The sequence below is a fragment of the Chryseobacterium piscicola genome, from assembly GCF_900156685.1.
Classification (GTDB): Bacteria; Bacteroidota; Bacteroidia; order Flavobacteriales; family Weeksellaceae; genus Chryseobacterium; species Chryseobacterium piscicola.
Genome location: NZ_FTOJ01000001.1, coordinates 836,951 through 856,826 on the forward strand (window position 1 = coordinate 836,951; position 19,876 = coordinate 856,826).

General features: G+C 34.2%; 13 protein-coding genes. 3 read left to right on the forward strand and 10 right to left on the reverse strand.

The window, feature by feature from the left end; genetic code table 11:
* Positions 1–73: 73 nt before the first annotated feature.
* Both BW939_RS03965 and BW939_RS03970 read right to left on the reverse strand, forming a co-directional pair.
* A complete protein-coding gene (locus BW939_RS03965) occupies positions 74–982 on the reverse strand; it encodes a hypothetical protein (RefSeq protein ID WP_076449994.1) in 909 nt (302 codons plus the stop codon).
* A 123-nt stretch (positions 983–1,105) separates the two neighbouring features.
* A complete protein-coding gene (locus BW939_RS03970) occupies positions 1,106–2,323 on the reverse strand; it encodes a site-specific integrase (RefSeq protein WP_076449996.1) in 1,218 nt (405 codons plus the stop codon).
* A 316-nt stretch (positions 2,324–2,639) separates the two neighbouring features.
* On the opposite strand from BW939_RS03970, the gene BW939_RS03975 reads away from it, so the two are divergent.
* From BW939_RS03975 to BW939_RS03985, 3 genes are all read left to right on the forward strand, one after another.
* A complete protein-coding gene (locus BW939_RS03975; RefSeq protein ID WP_076449997.1) occupies positions 2,640–3,917 on the forward strand; it encodes a sugar isomerase in 1,278 nt (425 codons plus the stop codon).
* Between the two features lie 546 nt (positions 3,918–4,463).
* The gene (locus BW939_RS03980; RefSeq protein WP_076449999.1) at positions 4,464–5,861 is read left to right on the forward strand and encodes an FGGY-family carbohydrate kinase; all 1,398 of its coding nucleotides are present in this window, start codon (positions 4,464–4,466) and stop codon (positions 5,859–5,861) included.
* Positions 5,862–6,000: 139 nt separating this feature from the next.
* Entirely contained in the window at positions 6,001–7,152 is a 1,152-nt protein-coding gene (locus BW939_RS03985; protein ID WP_076450000.1) for an alpha-hydroxy acid oxidase, read from the forward strand.
* A 145-nt stretch (positions 7,153–7,297) separates the two neighbouring features.
* Here the strand turns inward: BW939_RS03985 and BW939_RS03990 are convergent, their stop codons facing one another.
* From BW939_RS03990 to BW939_RS04025, 8 genes are all read right to left on the reverse strand, one after another.
* The gene (locus tag BW939_RS03990; protein WP_076450002.1) at positions 7,298–8,995 is read right to left on the reverse strand and encodes a DUF2326 domain-containing protein; all 1,698 of its coding nucleotides are present in this window, start codon (positions 8,993–8,995) and stop codon (positions 7,298–7,300) included.
* The gene (locus BW939_RS16150; RefSeq protein ID WP_076450003.1) at positions 8,986–9,219 is read right to left on the reverse strand and encodes an ABC-three component system middle component 6; all 234 of its coding nucleotides are present in this window, start codon (positions 9,217–9,219) and stop codon (positions 8,986–8,988) included. The genes BW939_RS03990 and BW939_RS16150 overlap by 10 nt, the downstream gene beginning before the upstream one ends.
* Positions 9,216–10,037, reverse strand: coding sequence for an ABC-three component system protein (locus tag BW939_RS04000; protein ID WP_076450005.1), 822 nt, complete (start codon positions 10,035–10,037; stop codon positions 9,216–9,218). The genes BW939_RS16150 and BW939_RS04000 overlap by 4 nt, the downstream gene beginning before the upstream one ends.
* A 221-nt stretch (positions 10,038–10,258) precedes the next feature.
* Positions 10,259–10,702 carry a nuclear transport factor 2 family protein gene (locus BW939_RS04005; RefSeq protein ID WP_076450006.1) on the reverse strand — a complete coding sequence of 148 codons (444 nt, stop codon included), beginning with the start codon at positions 10,700–10,702 and terminating at the stop codon, positions 10,259–10,261.
* Positions 10,703–11,022: 320 nt separating this feature from the next.
* On the reverse strand, positions 11,023–12,069 hold the full coding sequence (locus BW939_RS04010) for a GntR family transcriptional regulator (RefSeq protein WP_076450008.1): 1,047 nt from the start codon (positions 12,067–12,069) through the stop codon (positions 11,023–11,025).
* Positions 12,070–12,287: 218 nt separating this feature from the next.
* On the reverse strand, positions 12,288–14,423 hold the full coding sequence (locus tag BW939_RS04015) for a hypothetical protein (protein ID WP_076450010.1): 2,136 nt from the start codon (positions 14,421–14,423) through the stop codon (positions 12,288–12,290).
* A gap of 261 nt (positions 14,424–14,684) precedes the next feature.
* A complete protein-coding gene (locus tag BW939_RS04020) occupies positions 14,685–18,248 on the reverse strand; it encodes a DUF4450 domain-containing protein (RefSeq protein ID WP_076450011.1) in 3,564 nt (1,187 codons plus the stop codon).
* Between the two features lies 1 nt (position 18,249).
* Complete coding sequence (locus BW939_RS04025; protein WP_076450013.1) at positions 18,250–19,653, reverse strand: glycoside hydrolase family 28 protein; 1,404 nt, start codon at positions 19,651–19,653, stop codon at positions 18,250–18,252.
* Between the last annotated feature and the right edge of the window lie 223 nt (positions 19,654–19,876).

Here is a 19,876-nt window from a genome sequence, read left to right on the forward strand (position 1 = left end):
AAATTTTATGAAGCAAAATTGAGCAAAAGAAAAAAGTCCCGAAGTCCCGAAATGGTCACGGCGGGACTAGTTTTTATATGAGTTTGTTTATATCCACACGTTTATTGGATTTTGGTCTTTTATCGTATTTTGATGGTCGTAAAATCGTTTCAACGGTTGCAGAGCTGATTTCGTTCCCATCCTTATCTACAAAATTAGTACAGATTAACGCCACAAAATCATTCGTATTTCCATCTAAAAATGGTTTTCCTTCGATAAACAATTCTCTGTTGAGTTGAAAAAAAACATCCACAAACTGATTAAGATTGCTGTTAACCTTAATTTTATTTCCCGAAGTATGATTAGGAAATCGAATGGAAGTGTTTTTTACTAGTTGTTCTTCTAATTTTTTAATTTCAAAGAGACGTTCGATTTCCTTGGTGCATTGTTCGTCAAATTGTGGAAGGTTTCGGTTGATGAAATCAATGACAGATTGCTGATAATCGTATTTCTGATGGGTTAAGTAAACGAGTTTCTCTTCAAAAATCTTTATATCGTTTAGTATTTCTTTTACTTCTTTAAAACTAAAATGCCGTTCTTCACTGACGGCATTGATATCTTTTTTACAAGGTCTCGTAGGACTTATGATGGATTCTTGGGTGTTGAGTTCATACCTTTTCACTTCTATACAGGCTTGAAATTTAATAAACCTGCTTTCGTTCTTGTTTTTACAAAAGAGATTTGTATTCACTAATATGAGTTCTTCAAAACTATTAAGCCAAAGTATTGGCGTTTTGGTAATATCACAGTGATGATTTATAAAATCTGAAATTTGTGAGTGTTTTAATTGAAAAACCTTATGAATGAGGCTTTGGCAATAGAATGACAAATTTTCTTCGGTGATTTTTTCTACATCAAATAACGAATTGAAAGCTTCTGTAACTATTACAGAAGTAAGCTCTGTAAAGGGAGCGGTTTCCATAAGCGGGTAATCTTGAATCATAATATTTTATTGAAACCTCCAAAGTTGGGTTTATAGCATTTTTTAATTCAAAAAGTACTATATAGATTTATAAAAGTATAAATGCTTTTAGAAGAAAAACATTTATACTTTTTGAAAAATTTATCAATAAACAAATTTATCCATTGATACATCTAGCTCTGTATTAATGACTTTCGCATAAATCTCCGTCACCCGAATGCTGGAGTGATCCATAATCTTTGAAACGTGTTCGATACGCATTCCGTTGTTGAGGGCATTAGTGGCAAAAGTGTGTCTGCTCATATGGAAAGTCAGATTTTTATTCAGTTCAGTTTTTTGTGCGATAAATTCAAGATTTTTGCTAATAGTTACTGCAATTCTACCAATTTCTGAAATCGCATAATGTTCATTTTTCAAAAATTCCGTTTCATTTTTCACCAAAGAGAAAATGAAGTTTTCATCGGTATTATTTTCGGTTTTATATTTTTTTAGAATTTCTAATGCAGGTAGAACAAGTTTAAAACTGTGTAGATGTCCTGTTTTTCTAATGATTTTTGATAATTTTGATTCTTCAAAATTAATATGTTTCCATTGTAAAGAAATCACGTCGCTCATTCTAAGTCCGCCTGCATAAATACAGAAAACAAACATATCACGGAACTTTGCTTTTAAAGTTCCGTCCTGCAATTCCACATTCTTTAATGATTCTATCTCATCCTTCTGAAGAAATTTAATTTTCGCAGAATCTTTTTTAGTTTTTATTTTGTTGAAAGGATAAAGGTTTATAGAAACAACATCTTCTGCAATCGCATCATTGTAGAATTTCATAATACTTCTGACGTTGGTCTGAACTGTATTGTTTTTGTTTTTTAAAATCGAATAGCAATAAGTGATGTAATCGTTCAGTAAAACGGTTGTTAAATCCTCAAAATAGAATTCTTTTTCTCCCACATATTTTTTGAATTTTTCAAGATGAGTACGATATTTACGATGAGTCAGAATAGAAATGGATCCATTAATTTTTTCTAATCTTTTAAAAGCATAATCAAAAAACAAAGTAGATTCTTTTCCTTTGATTGCTTCTTTCAATTTCTTGGCAGAAACGGATTCGTTTTTTCTCGAAACATCGGCAACCTGACCTTCTGCATCAGCAATAAGTTGCGAAAGATAAGCGTTTAATCTTGCGCTATTGGAGTGGTTTTTCTTTACTTTCTGCTTTGCTTCGTCCCATTCCGAAGGTTTTAATTTCTGACCTGTTGTTAGAAATTTTGCTTTTCTGTCTTTGATAACTCTGATGTAAAGTGGACAATGCCCAGTTTGCGATTCCTGTGTTGTTCTCAATATTAATTTTACTGATGCCATAATTTTATATTTTGGTTTTATTAACTTTGCAAAACAGTGCAAAGCAAAGAATCCCTTTTAAAACAGGGGTTTACAAAGGGAAGCAACCTGATACAAAAGTACAACAAGCAGTTCAACAAACTCTTAATTTGTATGCGTTCGGATACGTTGGTTTTCTTATACGAAAAACAGTAAATCCTTTAAAATAGGCACTTTGAAGTAATTGAAAGAATTGTCAGAAATTAGCAATAACTTTGACAAGGTTCAAAACTTTGACAAGCTTAATAAAAAAAATCAAACAAAATTCTTTGTGACTTTTGTGGTAAAACAATAAACTATGATTATAGGAAAAGACATCATTGAACAACACAATATAAACGAAGTTGAAAACTTTAATTCAGACTTTGATTTTCTACAAAATAAACTAACGAAATCAGGATCAAACGTCGCTGAAATAGTTAATAAAATTGCCGATTTCCAGGTAGCCATTCCAAGCTGGGCTTTGGGTGCAGGTGGAACTCGTTTCGGAAGATTTTCTTACGGTGGCGAACCTGCAGTTTTGGAACAGAAATTAGATGATGTTGGTTTGCTTCACGCGCTGACTCAGTCTGCAGGAGCCGTTTCGCTACACATTCCATGGGATATTCCAAGTGATGTAAGTGCATTGAAGGAAAGTGCAGCTTCTCACGGATTGATCTTCGATGCGATGAACTCCAACACGTTTCAAGATCAGCCGAATGCAAAACATTCGTATAAATTCGGTTCTTTAAACTCTGTGAATGAAGACTCTCGTGTTTACGCTGTTGAACACAACAAAGAAGTGATTAGAATAGGAAAAGAATTAGGCTCAAAAAGCTTAACGGTTTGGCTGGCAGACGGAGCAAGTTTCCCCGGACAGCTAAATTTCCAGACGGCTTTATCAAACACAGAAAAAAGCTTAAAAGAAATCTACGCAGGAATGCCGGAAGATTGGAAATTATTCATCGAATATAAACCTTACGAACCCAATTTCTATTCAACAACCATTCAGGATTGGGGAACTTCATTCATGCTGGCAAATGCTTGTGGCGAAAGAGCTTTCACTTTAGTTGATCTTGGACATCATTTACCGAATACCAATATTGAGCAGATTGTTGCAACATTGATGTATAAAGGAAAGTTAGGTGGTTTCCATTTCAACGACAGCAAATATGGAGACGACGATTTAACGGTGGGATCCATCAAGCCTTACGCTTTGTTTTTGATTTTCAATGAATTGGTGTACGGGGTGGAAAACAACACCAACAATCCTTATCCGGCTTGGATGATTGATGCAAGTCATAATATTAAAGATCCTTTGGAAGACTTATTACAATCTTTGGAAGCAATCTTAATTGCTTATGCACAGGCACTGTTGGTCGATCAAAAAGCTTTAAAAACAGCTCAGTTAAACAATGATGTTGTGGCAGCTCAGGATATTTTGCAGAACGCCTACAGAACAGACGTTCGCCCATTGTTGAAAGCGGCAAGACTGCAGACTGGCGCAGCTTTAGACCCGATTGCTGCTTACAGAAGTTTGAAGGTAAGAGAAACCTTAATTTCCGAAAGAGGCTGGGCAAAAGCAACCGGATTATAAAATCCGTTTTAATTTGATAATTACTTTCAAGTGCAATCGAAAGTTTAATTATATATCCTTATATAGTACCGTTAAGACAAAGAGTGTTTAGTTGATTAAGTCTAGGCATCGTTATTTAAGAAATCAGTGGATTTTTTTCTTAATTATTTTTTAATAACTAAACACTCCTTGATGGTTTTGAATCTTTTAATAATTAAAGATAACACAAAAAGATTAAATCTTTGAGGACTTAGCTAAGTGAAACGCCTTTGCGAACTTAAAAATAATCAGCATTTTGTTTAAAAAAATCTTAGTGCACTTTGCGTTAAAAAAAACATAATTTACTAAATCCAATTTTGAAAAAAAACTAATATGTATATCCGTAATTTGTAATAATTCTTGATTTAACGTAAAGTTAAACAAAGAATTATAAATTTTGATCGTTTTTACGTTATACAAAGGCGTTAACTTAACAAAGAAATACAAAGTATTTTCAATGATGATAAATTACGGACAATCATTAAAACTAATAACCATTTATAATCAATCATTAAATTCATCTAAGGAATGGCCAAAAAAAAGGTAACCATCGTATTCGATATCGGAAAAACGAACAAAAAGTTTTTTTTATTTGATAAAAATTACAAAGAAATTGTGCGAGAATATACCGAACTTCCTCTTACCACTGATGAAGATGGCTATCCTACCGAAGATTTGGCTGCCTTACAAAGTTGGATCAAAGATAACTTCAATGCTATTCTCGATGATGAAAATTTTGAAGTAAAAGCCATCAATTTCTCTACTTACGGAGCAAGTTTTGTACACCTTGATCAAAAAGGAAATGTTCTCACGCCTTTGTACAATTACACCAAACCTATGGATCAGGATATTCTTGATCTGTTCTATGAAAAACATGGCAGCAAACTGAAAATTGCCCGTGAAACGGCATCTCCTCAAACTGGAATGCTGAACTCCGGACTGCAATTATTCTGGTTAAAATATAAACATCCGGAAGTTTTCAAAAAAATCCGTTACAGCCTTCATTTACCTCAGTATTTATCATACCTGTTTACCGGAATTTGTGTTTCGGAATTCACCTCAATCGGCTGTCATACCAATTTGTGGGACTACGATAAAGCAGATTATCACGACTGGGTTTACGATGAAGGAATCGATGCTTTATTGGGACCCATTGTTCCGACTTCTGCGAGCATCAACACTTCTTACAGAAACAAAAAAATTAAAATTGGCGTTGGAATCCACGACAGCTCTTCAGCGTTATTGCCTTATATTTTAAGTAAAAAAGAACCGTTTCTATTGCTTTCAACAGGAACTTGGAGTATTTCTTTAAATCCATTCAACGATGAAAGTTTAACGGATGAAGACATCGAAAACAATTGTCTGAACTACATGAGAATTGACGGCAAACGTGTGAAAGCATCCCGTTTTTTCATGGGGAATGAGTACAAAATTCAGGTTGAAAAATTATGTGCTTATTATGGAAAAGAATATGGTTTCCACAGAGAAGTTCAGTTTGATCAGGATTTGTATCTGCATCTAATGAAAAATAAAAACATCTATTTCCGTTTTGAAGGAATTATTTTAAAGCGAAAAATGATTACTGCAACAGATTTAAATTCATTTGCAACCTTTGAAGAAGCCTATCATCAGCTGATGATCGAGTTGATGGATTTACAGATTCATACGATTACCAATGCCATCGGAAATTCAGAAATAAAAAATATTTATATCGACGGAGGTTTTACAGATAATGATGTGTTTATGAAATTGATGTCTCATCATTTCCAGCATTACAATGTGATGTCTACCCATTCTCCGTTGGGATCGGCTTTGGGTGCATCTATGGTGATTTCCAACAAAAAAATAGACGAAACTTTTTTACAGCAACATTATCAGATGAAAGTGCTTCAGCCTTTAATTCTTAATCTGGAGTTACTTAGCTGATAGAGATAAGCTTTTGACAGATAGCTTTAAGCCTATTGCAATAAAAATTAATGATTAAAACATTAGAAGTAGTTATTCCGAAAGTTTAAAACTAGACACAAAACACAAATAACTAACGACCAACAACAATCAACCAATTATGTCTTTTCCATTTGATACCAATTATGCTTCGCTTGAACTTTTAATCGAAAAAGCAAAAAAGAAAATGCCCCGTTTCGCTTTCGAATATCTTGACGGTGGCTGCAACGAAAATATCAACCGTGACCGAAACACGAGTGAACTTCGTGAAGTTTTGCTTCGTCCGCGTTATCTGAATAATAATTATGCAGAAGCAAACATGGAAACGGAATTATTCGGAGTGAAATATTCTGCACCATTTGGAATTTCTCCTGTTGGTTTGCAGGGGTTAATGTGGCCAAATGCTCCCGAAATTTTAGCTAAAGCAGCTTTTAAACATAATATTCCATTTATTTTAAGTACGGTAACGACAAGCAGTATCGAAAGAATTGCTGAACTAACGGAAGGAAAAGCATGGTATCAATTGTATCATCCAAGAGAAGAATGGCTGCGTGACGATATTCTGAACCGTTGCGAAGCTTCAGGCTATGATGTTTTGGTTGTTTTGGCAGATGTTCCGACTTTCGGATACAGAGCAAAGGAAATCCGAAACGGTTTGGCAATGCCCCCGCAATTGAATTTTAGAAATGTTTCCCAAGCGTTGGCAAGACCAGAATGGTGTCTTGAAATTTTGAAACACGGTGTTCCAAGTTTTAAAACGATGGAAAAGTATATGGAAAAAAACATGAATGTGAAACAGTTGGGACAGTTTATGAACTCTACTTTTTCCGGAAGATTAAATTCAGACAGAATCAAAGCCATCCGTGATAAATGGAAAGGGAAATTGGTCATCAAAGGTGTTGCTTCGGATGAAGATGCTGCAGAAGCAGTTCGTTTAGGTTTCGATGGAATGATTATTTCCAATCATGGCGGAAGACAGTTGGATGCGGGAGAATCTACGATTGCGGTTGTAAAAGAAATCAGCGAAAAATACAAAGGTCAGATAAAAATCATGATGGACAGTGGCGTAAGAACCGGTCCGGATGTTGCCCGAGCTTTAAGTTGCGGCGCAGAATTTACCTTTATGGGACGAACGTTTATGTATGCGGTCGGAGCTCTCGGTGATAAAGGCGGCGATCATATTATTGAAATGCTGAAAATGCAGTTCAGACAGGTAATGGAGCAGGTTTGCTGTGATACACCGGAGGAATTGCAGAATTTTAGAGTGAGGTGACTGTAAATATAATTTACAGTAAGATATTTTAATATTTTGCATCTTGATTTAATGACACAAATCTGAATAAAAAATTCAACTTTTTAGAAAGCTGAATTTGATATTTAGAATTATTCGCCTTTTTATATCAGCTGCTATATAACGTTTATATTCTGAAAAGTTTGTCAACTTGAGATAATGATAGAATTTCAAATTCACTAATATCAATGTTTGAAGGTATTTTGTCCCTAAGAATTGGCACAATATATTGTCCATTGATACTATTAGCAACTTCAACAATTGTATTTAATTGGTTGTCGTGAATGGTTTCTAATTGATCGTGCATAATAAAATGTAAGCACTCAATATCAAGTTTGTCTGCAAATTGAATGTAAGCAAAATCGAAGGCAGCTATTTGTCCTTTTTTCTTTCCTGTACTTGGATTTCCTTCAAGGTTTGTTACGATTAGTTCGTATCCTTTTTCGTTTTTTTGAGAACTGAGCAAGTAAGTTTCGCCATAAAGTCTGTTCGACATTACAGAAAAATACTTATTAAATTCAGTTATTCTATTTTGGATTTGGCTATCTTTTGATGAAATTCCTTGATTTATTTTATTCAGATTATCATCAATATCAGCCAATTTTTCTTGCGAATAAAGCCAAAGCCTTTTTTGTTCTTCTAAGTTTCCTTTTCGCTCAAATTGCTTATTCAAATCTAAAATAGTTTGTTCAAAATCTTCTACTAAAGCAGATTTGTTTAAAGTTTCTGTTAATGCATCTTCTTCATTACGAAGAACAATTATTCCAGATTTTATTTTTCGTATTTGTTGCTCTATTTCAGGAAGTTCCTTCGTAATGTATTCTAATTTTTCAGAAATTAAATCATTATGAAACTTCACAGTATCTTCAAAGGAAACTTGAATATTTGAGATTAGAGATTTTGCTTTTTCATAAAGAGATTTGATTTGACTAGTATCAATTTGAGTGTACTCTTGCTCTAAATCTTCTTTACTTTCATTAATTAAATCTTTTCGGATTTCCAATCTACTTAATTCAGTGGCACTTCTATTTAATTTTGCTTTTATATCATTTAATTTGTCAACATCAGCAGCGTAGTTTTCATTGAGATTAAATTTATTTTTTCTTTTATTTAATTCGTCAATTTTATCATTCAAGAGAATTAATTGCTGTTCTATCAAAGATAGTTCACCCTCTTTCTTTAATCTTTTTTGAAAGCTTTCTTCTTTCTTTTTATCCAATGATAATCTTTCTTTTTCGCTATGACTATCAGTGCTTATTCCTAACCAAAATAAGTAAAGCGCTTCATAAACTTCGGAACTTGCAAATGAATTTAAAACTTTGACAATGTTTGTCATTTTGTTTTTTTCATCCCGAATGTTTTTAGATATAATTTGACGAAATGTTGGTTTGTCAACATCGGAATTGAAGATTTCTTTTTTCAATGCTTTGTCAAATTCCTTATCATTAGTTATATTCTCTCCGTTTATCTCTTGTAGTTTTTTAGTACGAGAAAGGAAATTTTTTCTAATGATAACTTCTTCTTTTGGTTCATCTAAATTATCAACCAAAACTACAGTAATAATAATTTCGTTATCCTTTAAAAAGTTTTCAATTGTAGTATTTGGTTGCTTGTTAAATTCAGTGTCTTGATAAATGTTTTTTCCATCGGCACCGAAACAATAATCAACTAATCTCAAAACGGTCGTCTTACCGACATTATTCCCTGTAGCTTGTTGAGAACTCCCCACAGGTGTTTCATCTACAATTAAATTTATTCCTTTATGAAAGTGAATATCTCTAATTATAGAATTTTTATTCTGTATGATGACTTGTTTTAAAAACATTTTATTATCAATCCTTTATTACCTTTTTTAATTACTCCTAAAATAAATAGCCAATCTAAAACTAACGAATATAAATTCAATGATATTTTGTTTGATTTATTTACCGAAATGAACAAATCAAAATAGTCGATTTCATTTTTAGTAAACGAATTAAGAACTTCAATTACTTTTCCTCCCAAGTAATATAAATCTCTTTCGGGGTTTATGTTTTTATTTACTATCATAATTTTGGCGGTTCTTCTAAAATATTACAACGCATAAAAGCGTCAACCATTATGATTAGTAATCCAATTTTAATAGCTTCAATTGGTAAATCTGAAATAGGATTACTTGAATTTTCTATAATTTTCCATAGTTCGTTTTCAATATTTTCTATTATAATATCTGCATTGGCTCTTATTTCTTCTAAATCTTTGTACTTGCCTTTTTCTTTAAGGTAAATAGATTTAATATTTTGAAGTACAAATTCTTTTTTAGTCGAGCCTTGTTTCTCAATTTCTTCGTAAAGCTTATTTAACTTACCCTGATAAACTCGATGTTGTACAATTGTAGGTTTGAAAAGAATAACATTATTGTATAGTATCTTATCTTCTGTGTCAGGTGCATTAGTTGGTTCTTCTGTAATGGTATCATCAAAAATTCGCTTTCCTACAAATCCAACAATAATATTTAAAGCAGATGGATATTTTACAAGAATATTGCTTTCAGATATTAATTTAAGAATTTTAGCTTCGTGATTTTTTTTCATTTCTTGAAGAATGGGCTCTGTATATTTTGCCACATCATTTGTTTCTAAATGATGATTTGCACACAAAAGCACTAAATTCTCATAACTTCTACGATAATCGTCATTCGAAGTTGCATTATACCTTTGACCACCAGGCTCTGCTGCTTCAATATGGCAAATGTTGGAGAAATTAATTTCACTTCCCGAACTTAAAAGACTTATATGACAATCTGGAAAAGCACATTGATTGCCTGATAAAGCATACAAGCGCTTAATCGTTTTTTCAGTTATATCTCTTGCTTTACTTTTTGCCATTTTAAAATCTACATTTTTGCAAATTTACGCTTTTTCACATTTGAATTTTATAGTAAAATTCTGTTTTAGTTTAATGATTAATTATGACTATTAGTATTTTAAAAAATACCTTTTCAATATAATAAAAATAATCGCAGAAAAAATTGATTTAGCCACTGTTTTATATTTGTTGTCCTAATATTTAAAAAATCAAAACTAAATATTAGAAAGGAAAAAGTATTTTACTTTTTCTTCTCCACCTTCACCGCCTGTCTCGCCAGCAACTTCCAATCATTTTTCACCTTCGTCCAAACCAGTAAAATATCCAAAGTTACATCGCCCGGAGCTTTTCCAAGATCAGCAGTCGTTGCATTAAAATGATGACGAACAATCGCTGTGTTTCCAACGATATTGATGTTTTGGTTACTTATATCAATCGTCAAAAAATCAGATTTTTTGCTGACCAATTTTTCAACAAATTCTTTAGAATCATCAATATGACCTCCAGAATGTCCATAGGTCAATTCTGGTACAATCAAAGATTCCAACGCAGACTTTTCACCACTAATCATGGCTAAACGTAGTTTTTCTGCTGCATCTGTCACAGCTTGTGTATCATTTTTTTTCTGTCCGAAAACAGTGATTGCCACTAAAAAGCTCATGACGAAAATTAATTTCTTAATCATAATTACTAATATAATTTATATGAGATTGTCGGAAATCTGTCATCATGGGAAATATTTTGTATTTCTTTGCTAAGTTTACGCCTTTGTATACCTTTAAACATTCAAGATTTACAAATCTTTGTTTGACTTTGCGTTAAATAAACATTATTGCAAAATAACTGATATTATTTTTGATTTAAAATAAAAGATAAACTGAAAATTGGTTCGTAATTTTTAATGCAAAGACATAATTAAAAATGTATAGAATCAATTTTATTGATTCCATTCTTTGCTCCTTTAAAAATTCAGAACAAAAAATAAAACTTTGCGTTAAAAAAAAACTAAAGTGACTCTCTTTGAATAAATTTAAAAACATTATTCACAGATTCCTTTTTATTTTTTAAAATCATGTAAGCTGCAGATTCTCCCATTGCCTTAAAATCAGTAGTAATCACCGTGATTCCGAGTAATTCTTTCAAAGGAGTTTCGTTGTAGGAAATAATTCCGATGTCTTCACCTAATTTCAGTTTTTTCTGGCGGATTTGCTTCACCAGATTCACCAAATCACGTTCACGAATCGTGATGAAAATATCTTTGTCCTGCAATTCCATGTCGGGATAGATTTCATCCAGAATTTCATAATCCAATTTAAAATCTCGGCAAAATTTCTCAAAACCGCGTACAATTCTGAAAGGGTAGGGGTGAATCGACTTGTTGGGATAAACCAAAATGATTTTTTCGTATTTTTTTATTTTTTCTAAACCTTCCTCCAAAGCATTGTAAATATCATGCTCAAAATCCTGAAAAATAGAGCCGTATTCACCGGAAATATTAGGCTTTGTATTGTCTAACAGCAACAATTTATTCTTCGGAATCTGTTCTATAATATCTAAAACTTCCTGAGTAGAACTGGTATGTTTCGATTGCTCATCACGGAAGTGGGGCATGATCACATAATAATCAAACCCTCCCAAATTTTTCTTTAAAGAATTGATGAAAAGTGTTTCGTCGCAATGGTAAATATACATCTCTACATTGCCTTTGGTACCGATTGCATTGACGAAATAATTATAAATCATCATTTTATAAGTACTAGGTTTGTTGATCAGAAAGAAAATATTGATGATGTCGTTCTTGTTGATACGCGAAATATAATAGCCTTTACCTTTTACAGACTCAATTATTTGCCTTTTGCGAAGCTCTTTATATGCTTTTTCTACCGTATCTCTTGAGAGAAAGCAGGATTCGCTAAGTTCATTAATAGAAGGGATTTTTTCTCCAATTTTAATTTGACCACCATCGATTCCGTTCAGAATAGAATCTACAATCTGTTTGTATTTCGGGACTCTTGAGTTTTCGTTAATATGGATTTCTAGTGTGTCTGACATGATTTTTCAGGTGAATATTATTTAGTTAAAAAATAATTACGGAAAATTAACTAAATTATTATACAAGTTACAAAAATTATGTTAACCTCAATTATTAATTTATAAATTCTCAAAATATTCAGGATAATTTAGAAAAAAGATGTTTTTCATATAAATTTATTTCACAAAAAAAGCCTGCCGTTTCCGGCAGACTCCAACTAATATGAATGTGAAATTTTTTATGGCATTTTCTTAAATCCTTCTGCTTTTATTTTCCAGCTTCCATCTTTCGGGAAACCGGGGAATTGTCCGGTTGAACTGTCCCAACCTTCCAACATCATTGCAACAGTTGTCAGAACGCCACCATTTCCGGGAAGGTAAATTCTAAGACGTTTATCCTGAAAATTATGTCCGTTTTTAAGATAAGTGTTGGTTTGAATGTTCATAAACAAAGCATCCAAAGCCTTGTTTGGAAGACCTAATCTTGCTGCGTTCATCGCCGTCATCGGGAAATCCCAACCCCAAGTATTTTCCCAGCTCCATCTCTCCCAAACAATATCAAGCGTGTTTTTCATTATTTTTTTGTCTAGTTTCGGAGATTCAGGAACTATTCCCAATGCTCCCAAAACTGCAGGATGATCGGTCATCCATTTTGGAAATGTGAAAGAATCCTTAGCAGATTCTGTTGATAAATAAACACCATCCTGTACCGGAAGAGGAGCTAATTTCGTAATTACATCATCCCATTTTTTATCTCTCGGTTCGCCCAGTCTTTCTTTCCATTCTTGAGCAATTTTCAATGCCCAATCCCAATACGCCACTTCATAAGTAGGGTTGAAAGTGTCTTTTGCAGGGAAAACTTCCTGTGCAGGAATTACGCCTTTTCCTAAATTGTAACGGTTTTTCTCTTTGTCGTAAGTGGCATAATCTGCCATAAAATCAGCCGTTGCAAAAATCAAATTTTTATATTTTTCCAAAACTTTTTTATCCTTGCTGTTGCGGTACAAAAGTTCGGTCATATAAATGATGTGGGGTTGTTCCCAAATTAAAAATGCAGCTACAGAAGACGGACTTTCGTTTCCATCGTTATCCGACATTTTAATCCAGCGAACGCCTTTGTAACCTTGTCTTTCTGCTAATTTTTTAGCTTTATCAAAGGTTCTGAAATAATAATCCAGTTGTTTTTCCAAAATCTCCGGTCTTCCCCATAAAGCGTAATGAACGCCATGCCACCAATGCATTTCTGTATGCGGTTTCCCATACCAGCTGTTGAAAGTTAAACCCGTTTCCTGAGGCGGATTGCTTCCTCCACACTGAACTTTGGTTAAATATTCAGATAAGACAACTCTTCTTTCAAGCTCGTTGGCTCTTGGGTCTGTACTTCCTTCAAAATCAACAGCAGCACCACTTTCCCAGAAGTTTTTCCAGCCTGAAGCACTCTCTTTTTCAGCATCAGCGAATAAAGTTCTTTTGGATTTCGGAGTTTTAGCTGAAAATTCAATACTTAATTCCACTGTTTTATTTTTCGATGAAGGCTCGTAAACGAAATAATGTTTTCCAGCCTCGCGAAGTTTTCCTTCTGTAAAATTAAAATGAATATAGTAATCTGTGCTTTGTAACTTATGCTGAATTAAACCTTGTGTAGACTGTGACGAAACGATTTTCGTTGTGTGGTCATTTTCATTTCCGTAAAAAGCGGCATCATCCAAAAACTGTCCGGTAGGAGAAGGGTAGCGTGCAAATACCTTCAGTTTCCCTTCACCAAGCAAATCAGACTCAATTTTAACCCCGATTTTATCTGAATTTTGGAAAGAAGCCGTCCAGACTTTCACCGGAGTTCCTTCCAAAGAAAATTCACTTGTAATAATTCCTGTCCACAAATCAATTTTCTGATTAATCTTTGTCAAATCTGAAATTTTCGCTTTCTGACCGTCTTTTTTTATCAGTTCAATACCGATATTTCCTAACTGCAAACGGTGTTGGTTTACACGGAAGTAATCTACCGCACCTTTATTTCTTTCCGGCTCTTTAATTTGAACACTGTATAAAGCTTTTCGCCCATCGTTATTGAAATCGTAAGGCTTTAATGTTTCCTCAAATTTATAATTCTCTTTATTCGGAAAACTGTTCCAGCCCCATTCAGACTGCGTTCCGAGAGAAACTCCGTTTTTATAATATTCAGGAAACGACTGCATTCCGGTGATATCAACCGTGTAAGCAAACTTTCCGTTTCCTACTGTTAAAGTAGAAAGTGTATCGGCTTTTGTATTGACTACATTATGCCGCTGAACGACCTTCTTTCGGTCGATTTTCTGGGCATTCAGGGATGAAAATCCCATCAGGAAAATCCCAAGATATATTGTGAGTTTTTTCATTTTATCTTAATTTATACTTTATAAACTTGCGTTGATATTTCTATTTTGTCTGCCACGAATGCACAAATATTTTTATGATTCATTTAAAGCCTATCCAAATTCATCAAAATTATTTCCCCCACCCTAAAGGGAGTAATTTTGATGAGATTTTCAAATCATTTTTCTACCCTTTAGGGTTTGGGGAAAAGAAAAATGTTTTGAAAATTTATTTTGAATAATTTTAAAATGTCCTTTAAATTCGTGCAATCGTGGCATTATCTTCTATTTCAAAACCGTCGCACTCATCATTCCAATCACCACATCATTGCTCACGGCTGTTAATTTTATCGATTTTAATTCTTTGTTCGCATCAATTGGCAAATCCAGAATTGTTGCAGAACCACCATCAACCAGACGGTCTGTAAATCCTTTGATGCTTGAATATCTACTTAAAGTTCCGCCTTTATACAATTCTCCGGTTTTCAATTTTACTCGGTACGGAATTTTATCATCCGGAATTTCAAAAGCGAAATTATCATCAAACAAATCCTGCTCAATCGGCCACCAGTTTGTTGGGTTTTTTAGCTCCAATTCTGAAGTTGAGCCATCAATATATTGAACTGTAATTTTTCCATTCACAATCTGCGACTGCATCGGATTGGTAGAACCCGCCATCAGGAAATAGATTTTCTTGCCTTTTCCGTTTAAAGGAATTTCAATAAAATCCGGATAATTATCCCACAGGCTTGCAAAAGCAATATTTTTATCTGTTTTATCAATTAAAAAAGGTATTCCAAGAAAATCAACTGTGTTGTTTTTTCTTTTGTTCATCAATCCTCTGTCATCGATTGGAGCGGTGATTAAGGGGTAACACCAATTTCCTATTCCCTGCCAAGGAAGCTGTAAAGTAGAAACTTCCAGTCTTGGCGAAAGGTATTTTTGATTGAAAATTTCCGTCACTTTTTCATTATATTTTGAAGCTAAAGAAATGTTGTTAAACTCACCCTGATTTTCAATTTCCCAATCCGTGATTTCAATATTTTGTTTGATTCCGTTGTATTCAAGTTCAATAGAATTGGTTCCTTTGCTCAAAACATTCGCCGGAATTTCAATAATTGTATTTTGATTTTCCTGAATCGAAAAACTTTTGATTAAACCATTCACAGTCATTTTTCCATTAATTGAATTTGCTGAATTAGACTGAATCTGCAGTTTTTTATTCACCCATTTTGTCTCTAAGGGAAAACGAATATCAACATTCACGGGTTGCCACCAAGTTGTACCGTATTGCTCAACTTGAATAAAAAAAGTTCCTTTTATTTCTTCCTGAATTAAACTAAATTGATTTCCGTTTCTGGTTTTAATCAATTCCTGCGGGTCAAGAACTTCTTTAATTTTCTTTTTTGAATCAAAATTCAATTGAAGATTTTCAGAAATATAATTAGTGAAATCAGTTTGTTCGTTTTTAATTTCTTCTCCCGAATAATTGATTTCAATTTTAAAATCTTTCCCTTTCGGTGTTTCAAACTGAACAATAGGTTGCAAAATAGAATTTTGTTTTACTTTCCAATCTACTTTTTTACCGTTCACTTTCACTGATTTGATATTGAAATAATTCACAGGAATCTGCATTTCCAACGCCACCGGATTTTGATATTTTGATTTGAATGAATATTCAGTCTTTTTTGAAGTTTTCGTAAATTGATATTCCCAATCTGGTAGTTTTAGCTCTGCAGAATTCCAGTCTTTCGGAAAACCCGGTTTAATGCTGATTTTATTGTATAATAAATTGGGGTAAACTCCGAAAAGTCCTTCAGTCAAAGTTCTTGAAGCTACACCAATCGGGTCAGCAAAATCTCTGTATAATTCGCCACGAAACGCATCGTAATGAGAAAGCTGTTCAAAATTCCCCGGACTGATGCCGTAGTACATTGATTCTACCAAATTTCCTTTCCAAAGATGATAAGCATCCTCACTTCTTCCAGCTTGCCAATACGCCAAAGCCGTCTGTAGATTTTCCGCCAATGCGACATTGTTGATTGACCAATCGTATGGTTGCCAATTGGTTGTGGAAAGTGTGTAATAGTTTTTATCTTTCCCCCCTTTTACCGTAATCGGAATTTTAGGCGTATAATTATTTATATATTGTAAGTTTTGGTAATCTTCAAATTCATTCAAGATAAACGCATCCGAAACGTGATAAATCGACCAGATTCCCGGTTTATCGTGAACGATTTGATTGCCCAAAGCATCTTTGTATTCAGCAAAATAACCTTTTTCTTTAATCCAAAGCTGGTTTTTCATTGCTTTAAAAATTGCATCAGCCTCCTGCTCGTAAGGCTGAGGATTCTCGCCAATTATCTTCGCCAGTTTTGCCATTTCACGGTTGGCTCTGTAATTATATGCCGAAGTGTGCGTTACTTTTCCACCTGAATATTGCAACGCATCGCTCGCCCAAATTGCGGCATAGGCATCATACAAATCGCCACGCTTGAAATTTCGTTTTTCCCAATCCATGTGACGAACCATTGTTGGCCACATTTTCTTTAAAAATTCTTTATCTCCGGTGTAGTTTAAATGAGAAAATAGCTGATCAAAGAAAACCAGATTCATATCATAATGATGCGGTTTTGTGTTGTCATTGGGATTTCTGGAAATATATCCGCTGGAAAAAACCGAAGTTCCCATTTTCTCTTCGTGACGGGCAAGATGACGCAGTGTGTCCATTTCTACAGGTGCAAACTCAGGTTTTAAAACCTGTGAATTGGCATAGCTTTGAAAATGTTTTTTTGCTCGGTCGTGCCAGCTTAAAGCATCGGCTGTATAAGCACCACGCCACGCATTCAACCGTATTCTCCACGCCACAGCGCCGTGAAGGAAGGTTGGGCTTTCCCAAATTCCGTCTGCGGCAACGGCTAAATTGGCGCCGAAATTATTCAAATCTGCATCCGGAGTTTTAAGTTGAATTCTGTTCGTTAATATTAAACGGGATTTTTCCGCTTCATTAAAGATATTTTTCAAATCTTCATCTGAAAAATTCTTATCTGATTTTCCTTTCGCAACCTGAATATAAACCGGTTGTTTTTGTGAAGAATACGAAGCGTAGACAATCGGAGATTTATCTGTTTTATTTTGAGTAAACTCACCCAGTTTTTCTAAAGTCGTCGCATCAGTTTGCTGTAATGAACTGACATTCGAAAAACTTCCGTAAACGGTTTGAGTTTCTTTTTTCTTGTTTAAATAATTGAGTTGAAACTGATTTTTATTCAACTGAAACTCATTGTTCAGACAATATTCAGGCAATAGATAAAATCCGGATTCCGGGTCTGCGCCGATGTCGCCGTTTCTGCTGAAAGTTGTTCCGCTCGCACCTCCGTAAACTGCATAGATTTTTGTAGAAGAATCGATAGTAGAAGTTTCCATTTTCAAAACCAAGCCTTCTTCATTAGCTTGTGCTAAAACTGTCAGTTTTAGACTTCCATTTCCAAGAATTGGATCTTTAATTTCATACAACATCGAACCAGGTCGGTAACGTGTTTCAATTTTTTCCGCCTGAATTAATTTTTTAATGGAATTTCCTTTTTGAATCACAAACTGGAGATTTCCTCCCATTCCGGGAAGATAGAGTGCAAATTCCGGCAAATCTCCCGCTTCCACCCGAGACGCACGGTTGTCTCCGTACAAAGCACGGTTGAATCTGTACTTTCCGTTGACTAATAGAAAATCGCCCTTGTCTTCTTTGTAATGCAGTTCACGTTCGTTATTCTGCCAATTTTTCGACTGGGAAAAGACGGGAGAAAATGCCGACAAAACAAGAAATCCGGCGAAAGTGACTTTCTTCAGCATTCTATGGTTTTAATTCGGTTAATGGTTGTCCGTTAACGGTTACATTTTTCAAAGTCACATTTTTAAGATAATCTACTTTGTAAGGAATCTGTACGCCGGTCATTTTAGCATTAATCATTGTAAAATCGGTAACAGGGGAAGTTGCATACGCATCAGAAAACACAGCATATTTTCCGCCTTTTTCAACAGTTAAATTCTCTACCCAGATATTTCTGATGGTAGGAATATGGTTTCCAGGTTTTTCATAATGCATATTAAACCGCACTGCCGCTTCTTTGTAAGCGCCGACTTTTGTGTTGTAGAAAAACACATTTTCGATTATTCCGCCACGGCTTGAACTGGTTTTAATTCTCAAAGCACGGTCAAGATTCTTACTGTCCATCACATTTCCGATAGCGTAAATATTTTTAGCTCCACCCGCAATTTCACTTCCAATCACCACACCGCCGTGACCGTCTTTCATTTCGCAGTTTTCGATGATGTGGTTTTCGGCAGGTCTTCCGATATCTCTTCCGTCTTCGTCTCTTCCAGATTTGATGGCGATACAATCATCTCCCGTGTCGAAATAAGAATCTTTAATCCATACATTTTTACAAGCTTCAGGGTCGAAACCATCGTTGTTTGGTCCGTGGCTGATAACTTTTACTCTTTCAATTAAAACGTTTTGACACAACACCGGATTTAAATTCCACATGGGAGAGTTTTTAACTAAAACATCTGCCATATAGAAGTTTTTAGATTTATAAGGTTGAACGAAATTGGGTCTTAAATACCATCCATCCCCGAAAATTCTTTCTCTTGCAGGTTTTCTCTGCGCCATATATTCGTGAAGCTTTGCTCGTGCGGGGTTTTGTCTTCCCGGTCTAGATTCGTTGTAACCATATTGTTTTGCGCCACACCAAAACCACCAGTTGTCATTATCTGAATTTCCGTCTAAAGTTCCTTTGCCTGTTATTGCAATATTTTCTTCTTCGTAAGCGTAAATTAATGATGAATAGTTCATACATTCCATTCCTTCCCAACGGGTAAAAACGATAGGGTAGTCGTTGCTGTCCTGGCTGAATAGAATTGTAGAACCGTCGTTTAAATGAAGATTGACATTAGATTTTAAATAAATGGCTCCTGTTAAAAAAATACCGATTGGAACAACAACCCTTCCACCACCTTCAGCATTACATTTTTCGATTGCTTTCTTAAAAGCTTCGGTATTTTTTGTTTTTCCGTCACCCACAGCTCCGAAATCCGTTACCAAGTAATCTACTTTTCTGAACTCAGGTTTTTTAATTTGCTTTTTTAAAGCTTTGATTTCTTTCAGAGGCTGTTTTGCCGAAGTCCATGGTTTGTACTGTGCCGAAGCTGTAATAGACAGTAGGAAAACGAAAAGTAATAAAACGTATTTTTTCATAATGTAAAGAAATGTATGTTTATAGCAGAAATTTACTATTCTGAAGTAATATTCTTTTATAAATGCAATCTAAAATAATTATGATTAATGATTGTCCTGCACTGTCTGTACCATTAATGTCATTTTTAAAAAAATTTGGAAACAGTTGTATTTTAGAAATAGAATTTTATACCAGTTTCATTTTGTATTTAGACTTTTACTTTTATTAAAACATAGAACAAAT

Bases quoted from the DNA above. Each gene is read 5' to 3' on its own strand.
- BW939_RS03965 (WP_076449994.1), bottom strand. From the start codon at position 982: ATGATTCAAGATTACCCGCTTATGGAAACCGCTCCCTTTACAGAGCTT.
- BW939_RS03970 (WP_076449996.1), bottom strand. From the start codon at position 2,323: ATGGCATCAGTAAAATTAATATTGAGAACAACACAGGAATCGCAAACT.
- BW939_RS03975 (WP_076449997.1), top strand. From the start codon at position 2,640: ATGATTATAGGAAAAGACATCATTGAACAACACAATATAAACGAAGTT.
- BW939_RS03980 (WP_076449999.1), top strand. From the start codon at position 4,464: ATGGCCAAAAAAAAGGTAACCATCGTATTCGATATCGGAAAAACGAAC.
- BW939_RS03985 (WP_076450000.1), top strand. From the start codon at position 6,001: ATGTCTTTTCCATTTGATACCAATTATGCTTCGCTTGAACTTTTAATC.
- BW939_RS03990 (WP_076450002.1), bottom strand. From the start codon at position 8,995: ATGTTTTTAAAACAAGTCATCATACAGAATAAAAATTCTATAATTAGA.
- BW939_RS16150 (WP_076450003.1), bottom strand. From the start codon at position 9,219: ATGATAGTAAATAAAAACATAAACCCCGAAAGAGATTTATATTACTTG.
- BW939_RS04000 (WP_076450005.1), bottom strand. From the start codon at position 10,037: ATGGCAAAAAGTAAAGCAAGAGATATAACTGAAAAAACGATTAAGCGC.
- BW939_RS04005 (WP_076450006.1), bottom strand. From the start codon at position 10,702: ATGATTAAGAAATTAATTTTCGTCATGAGCTTTTTAGTGGCAATCACT.
- BW939_RS04010 (WP_076450008.1), bottom strand. From the start codon at position 12,069: ATGTCAGACACACTAGAAATCCATATTAACGAAAACTCAAGAGTCCCG.
- BW939_RS04015 (WP_076450010.1), bottom strand. From the start codon at position 14,423: ATGAAAAAACTCACAATATATCTTGGGATTTTCCTGATGGGATTTTCA.
- BW939_RS04020 (WP_076450011.1), bottom strand. From the start codon at position 18,248: ATGCTGAAGAAAGTCACTTTCGCCGGATTTCTTGTTTTGTCGGCATTT.
- BW939_RS04025 (WP_076450013.1), bottom strand. From the start codon at position 19,653: ATGAAAAAATACGTTTTATTACTTTTCGTTTTCCTACTGTCTATTACA.